General features: G+C 54.4%; 2 protein-coding genes and 5 pseudogenes. 5 read left to right on the top strand and 2 right to left on the bottom strand.

The genetic code is table 11. From position 1 onward, the window contains the following. The 3 pseudogenes from ACR0BF_RS20225 to ACR0BF_RS20215 form a co-directional block, all read left to right on the top strand. A pseudogene (locus ACR0BF_RS20225) lies at positions 1 to 135 on the top strand (IS5/IS1182 family transposase); the annotation flags it as partial. A gap of 5 nt (positions 136 to 140) precedes the next feature. Next, a pseudogene (locus ACR0BF_RS20220) lies at positions 141 to 356 on the top strand (IS6 family transposase); the annotation flags it as partial. 58 nt (positions 357 to 414) lie between these two features. After that, positions 415 to 1,346: pseudogene (locus ACR0BF_RS20215) on the top strand (IS5 family transposase). A gap of 2 nt (positions 1,347 to 1,348) precedes the next feature. Here ACR0BF_RS20215 and ACR0BF_RS20210 read toward each other — a convergent pair. Beyond that, positions 1,349 to 1,837, bottom strand: a pseudogene (locus ACR0BF_RS20210) (transposase); the annotation flags it as partial. Between the two features lie 259 nt (positions 1,838 to 2,096). On the opposite strand from ACR0BF_RS20210, the gene ACR0BF_RS20205 reads away from it, so the two are divergent. Together ACR0BF_RS20205 and ACR0BF_RS20200 are read left to right on the top strand one after the other, a co-directional pair. Next, entirely contained in the window at positions 2,097 to 2,477 is a 381-nt protein-coding gene (locus ACR0BF_RS20205) for a hypothetical protein (protein WP_480508938.1), read from the top strand. Positions 2,478 to 2,521: 44 nt separating this feature from the next. Beyond that, positions 2,522 to 4,522, top strand: coding sequence for a glycosyltransferase (locus tag ACR0BF_RS20200; RefSeq protein WP_480625662.1), 2,001 nt, complete (start codon positions 2,522 to 2,524; stop codon positions 4,520 to 4,522). A 9-nt stretch (positions 4,523 to 4,531) separates the two neighbouring features. Here ACR0BF_RS20200 and ACR0BF_RS20195 read toward each other — a convergent pair. Further along, positions 4,532 to 4,627 (bottom strand): annotated as a pseudogene (locus ACR0BF_RS20195) (IS5/IS1182 family transposase); the annotation flags it as partial.

Genomic DNA, 4,627 nt, shown 5'->3' with positions numbered 1-4,627 from the left:
CGGGTCGAGCGCTGCTTCAACAAGCTCAAGAACGCTCGGCGTGTTGCAACCCGCTACGACAAGACCGCAGAAAGCTTCCTGGGATTCATCGATATAACGTCCATCCGACTTCGGTTTCGCCATTTGTCAACATGACCTAGCTGCGCTACGGTTTGTCATATCGGGATCTGGAAGAAATCATGGCGGTACGCGGCGTTGATCTGGATCATGCAACGCTGAAGCGCTGGGTCAGTCGATATGCTGGTCTCATTGCGGACGCAGCGCGGTGCAGAAAGCGTCCCGCCGACCGTTCGTGGCGGATGGATGAATCCTATATGCGGGTCAAAGGGAAATGGGTTTATCCTTATAGAGGGCTCTGTTGCACAAAACCTTTGAGGGATTCATCTCGTGAATCCAGCATGGTAGCTGGGATGCATGGGCAGACCCACATCCCCGACCTACAAGACCAGAAACTGGCCAGCCTACAATGAAGCGCTCAAGCGCCGAGGCTCGCTGGCAATCTGGTTCGACCCTGAGATGAGCTAGGATGCCGCGCCGACAGGCAGGCGTGGCCGCCAGCAGAGCGACAGCAACGTCGCTATACAGACTGCCTTTCGATGAAGGTGCTGTTCGGGATGGCGCTGCGGCAGACAACCGGCTTCGTCGAAAGCCTGTTGCGCCTGGTTGGCCTCGACTGGACGGTGCCCGACTTCAGCACGCTGTCGCGCCGTCAGAAGACGCTGGCCGTCAATATCCCGTATCGCGGCTCCAAGAGTCCGTTGCACCTGCTGATCGACAGCGCCGGCATCAAGGTTGAGGGCGAAGGCGAATGGCACGCCCGCAAGCATGGTGGCCCGAAGCGGCGGGTCTGGCGCAAAATCCACCTCGGGATTGACGAGGAAACGCTGGAGATCCGGGCCGTCGAGATCACCGGGAGCCACATCGGCGATGCGCCGGTCTTACCCGACCGGCTCAACCAGATCCCGGCGGACCAGGAAATCGGCAGCGTCACGGCAGACGGCGCCTACGATACACGCAGATGCCACGATGCCATCGCTGACTGCGGCGCCCACGCTGTCATCCCGCCCCGCAAGAACGCGAAGCCCTGGAAGACGATCACCGCCGGAGCCGTGGCGCGAAACGAAGCTCTGCGAGCATCGAAATACCTCGGTCGTGCCCTCTGGCGACGATGGAGCGGATACCACCGCCGAAGCCGCGTCGAGACAAAGATGCATTGTGTGAAACTGCTGGGGCAGCGCCTCATGGCACGAGTCTTTGACCGACAGGTCGCGGAGCTTCAGGTCCGCATCGCCGTCCTGAACGGATACACCGCGCTCGGCATACCCGTAACGGAAGCTGTGGGATAAGTCCGTCCGGGGATAGGGGAACCTCCGCGTTCAGCCGATTTGTGCAACAGAGCCAGATGCCGGTAAAAATGCTCGCCACGCCCATCCTTGGAATAGGCAAAACGGTAGATCGTCTCGTGGCTCACACGGATCGGGTGGCGTTCCAGGCGCATGCGCCCTGCGATCTGCTCCGGAGACCAGCCAGCTTTCAAGCGTTCCTCTACGGCAGCCTTCAAATCCGGATGCGCGATCATCTTCCGATGGATGGCCCGGCGGCGTTCATACATATTCTGTGCTGCTACCGCGTGATAACCGTTCAGCTGCGGCAGCTCTTTGTCCCTGAAGAAATTGCGTTTCAATTTGCGATAGATCGTCGACGGAGCGCGACCCATCCGATCCGCGATCTTTGGCACCGGCATTTTGTCTTCACGCCACTTGGCAATCTGGCTGCGTACCTCCAAACTCAGGTGAGGGTAACGGTTCCGATCGCCAAGACAGTTCGGTAAGTTCAAAACTTTGTAAGAAAGCCGGCTCACGCTTATTCCAATCCACGTCAGATACCTTGGCAATGTCGATCCCAGAGTTTGCGACACATCCTGGAATAGTTCGATTTGCTTGGGGTCTGCTTGGTCTCTTGTCACTTGTATCTTGCAACTTTATAAGAACCCCCGGAATATTTTGGATGCCAAGACAGCGACAGAGTGCTTCGCAGGGATGGTTGTGTAAGGAATGCTGCAAGGCGCAAAAAGCAAGTCCGGACAAGGGGACAGAATGGAAGAGCTTGCAGGGCAGGTCGCGGCGCTGAATGAAAAGGTAGAAGCCCTTCAAAGGCAGCATGCCTTTGATATGCGCCAGATGGAAATTGCTTTTTATCAATCAGAAGTGCAGCTGCAGCAGCAAATCAGAGAAATCCTGCGGCAAACCGGGAATATGGGCCTCACAACTATTCCAAGTCACACATTTATCCGCGACACACTCTGGAAGCGTATCGTTTTCCGCAAAACCGGAAAGCCAAAAAAGCTGTTCAAAGTTGCCTTTTTCAAGTCCAATGGCAAGGTGCGCGGATATGCCAAAAGAATTGTTTTCAAGAAGGACGGCTCTCCTCGTCCACATTTCTTGCCCGAACTTCAGATGCAAGCAAATAATAGATGAATGCTCTTTGTGCTGCAGATAGCGCACTTTTTTCGGAGACAGAAATGTCAGATGACTCCCCGCAAAACGCTTCTGATTGCAGCAGCGACGCCCCTTTGGTTTCGATCGTTATTCTGAATCTCAACAAGCCAGACATGACGATCGACTGTCTGAAAAGCATCTGGAAAAACACGACAGGCATCCCGTACGAAGTTATTGTTGTTGACAATGGTAGCTCTCCAGAAAATCAAAAGCGCCTTGCAGCCTATGAAGGGCCGCACAAATTGGTTCCGCTTGCGATCAATCGCTTCTTTGGTGAGGGAAACAATGTCGGAACGGAATTTGCCAAAGGCACATACCTGCTCTTTTTGAACAATGATGTCATCGTGACGCCTGATTGGCTGCCGCCTCTGGTCGATGTTTTCGACTCCCATCCCGATGCGGGATGCGTAGGCCCCAAGTTCATCTATCCAAGCGGTGAATTGCAAGAAGCCGGAGCGCTTCTCGATCCCGAGGGGTTCTCCGTTCAGATTGGTAAGTTCCAGTCTCCTGATCAGCCGCGCTTTAATCGAATGCGGGTTGTCGACTACGTCTCGGCGGCCGCTGTTTTGATGCGCAAAGCGGATTTCGATGCCGTTCTGGGCTTCGATTTCCGTTATGAACCTGCCTATTACGAAGACTGTGACCTTTGCCTGAAGATAGGCACTTTTGGGAAAAAGACGTATTACGTCCCTAAGTCAGAGGTCATCCACCGTGAAAATGCCACTACAGCTGACAAGAGCCTTAAAGACAAGCTTAACAGTATCGTTGAAGTCAACCAGGCCAAGTTCGTTGATCGCTGGCACAGCTTCCTGACGACCGGCGTGCATGACGGCAAATTCCATAGTGCACCACTGCTGCCGGCCCGGGTTGCTTCGGCACGTAAGACAGCGGGAATTTTTACGCCCTATAATATTATCCCCGGAGGGGGAGAACGCTACCTGTTCAGCATTATGAAAGTGCTGGCAGCGCACGGCTATGGTCTTACGCTCATTGTGCCAGAGCTTTACTCCCGGCTTCGTATATCGCTGGTTCTTGATCAACTCGACCTTGATCTGGATGGGATCGACATCATCACGCATGCCCAGGCGGAGGCGGGTGCGCAATTTGATCTGTTCTATTGTCTGGGGAATTCGCTTGTTCCGACATCGCGCGCTATGGGGCACATCAATCTGTTCTGCTGTCAATTTCCCTTCAAAACCAACGAAGATCATACCCGGCAGCATCTATCCTTGCTCCGGGACTACGACGCGGTGATCTGTTATTCGGGATTTGTCGAGCAAGAGATCCGCAAACAGTTGCGCCATTTCGAGGCACCCGATCCTGCCATTCATGTGGTGGCCCCACCGGTCGGGATCGTTGCCGAGGTAGATCCACAGACGGCAAAATCAGGCATTCTCGGAATTGGCCGTTTCTTTAACGGAAATCATTGCAAACGTCAGGATGAGATGGTCAAGGCCATGAAGACTCTGTCTGAGCAGGGAGCAGATACAAGCCTTGATCTTGTCGGCTCTTTGCATCCCGAACCGATCCATCGCGAATATTTGGCCAATTGCCGACAGATAGCTCGGGATTTGCCGGTTTCATTTCATATCGACGCCCCTGTCTCTGTCCTGTCGGGGCTTTTGCAACGCGCGTCGATCTATTGGCATGGGGCGGGTCTTGGTGTTGATGTCAAAAAGTGGCCTGAGCATTGTGAGCATTTCGGCATCAGTGTCGTAGAGGCGATGTCAGCAAGGGTCATCCCGATCGTTGTCAACAACGGAGGGCCGTCCACGATTGTCGAGGACGGCATATCGGGGTTCCATTATGGCTCCCGGGAAGAGCTTGTGCAGATCACGCACGCGCTTCTGTCCTATTCGGAGGACAAGTTGATCGAGTTGCGTGACAATGCGCAGGCCCGAGCCCAGCTTTTTTCTTTTGCGGCTTTTGAAGAACGTTTTGCTGATGTTTTGGTGTCAATGGAGAAGAAAGTGTCCCAGCGCTTTGAAACCTCATCCGCACATGCTTCTGTCAGCACGCGCTAGGGTCAGGATTCATAACCAATAGATGACGGTTGCGGCCAGAGCGATGGCTGAGAGGAAGACCTTGGGACAGCGATCATAGCGTGTCGCCACACGCCGCCAGTCCTT

The organism is Ruegeria sp. AG7, assembly GCF_056541545.1.
Note: the sequence above shows the minus strand (reverse complement) of the source record. Positions and strands in the feature narration are given on the sequence as shown.

Excerpts from the sequence above, each read along its gene's own strand:
- ACR0BF_RS20200 (WP_480625662.1), top strand. The coding sequence starts at position 2,522 with ATGTCAGATGACTCCCCGCAAAACGCTTCTGATTGCAGCAGCGACGCC.
- ACR0BF_RS20205 (WP_480508938.1), top strand. The coding sequence starts at position 2,097 with ATGGAAGAGCTTGCAGGGCAGGTCGCGGCGCTGAATGAAAAGGTAGAA.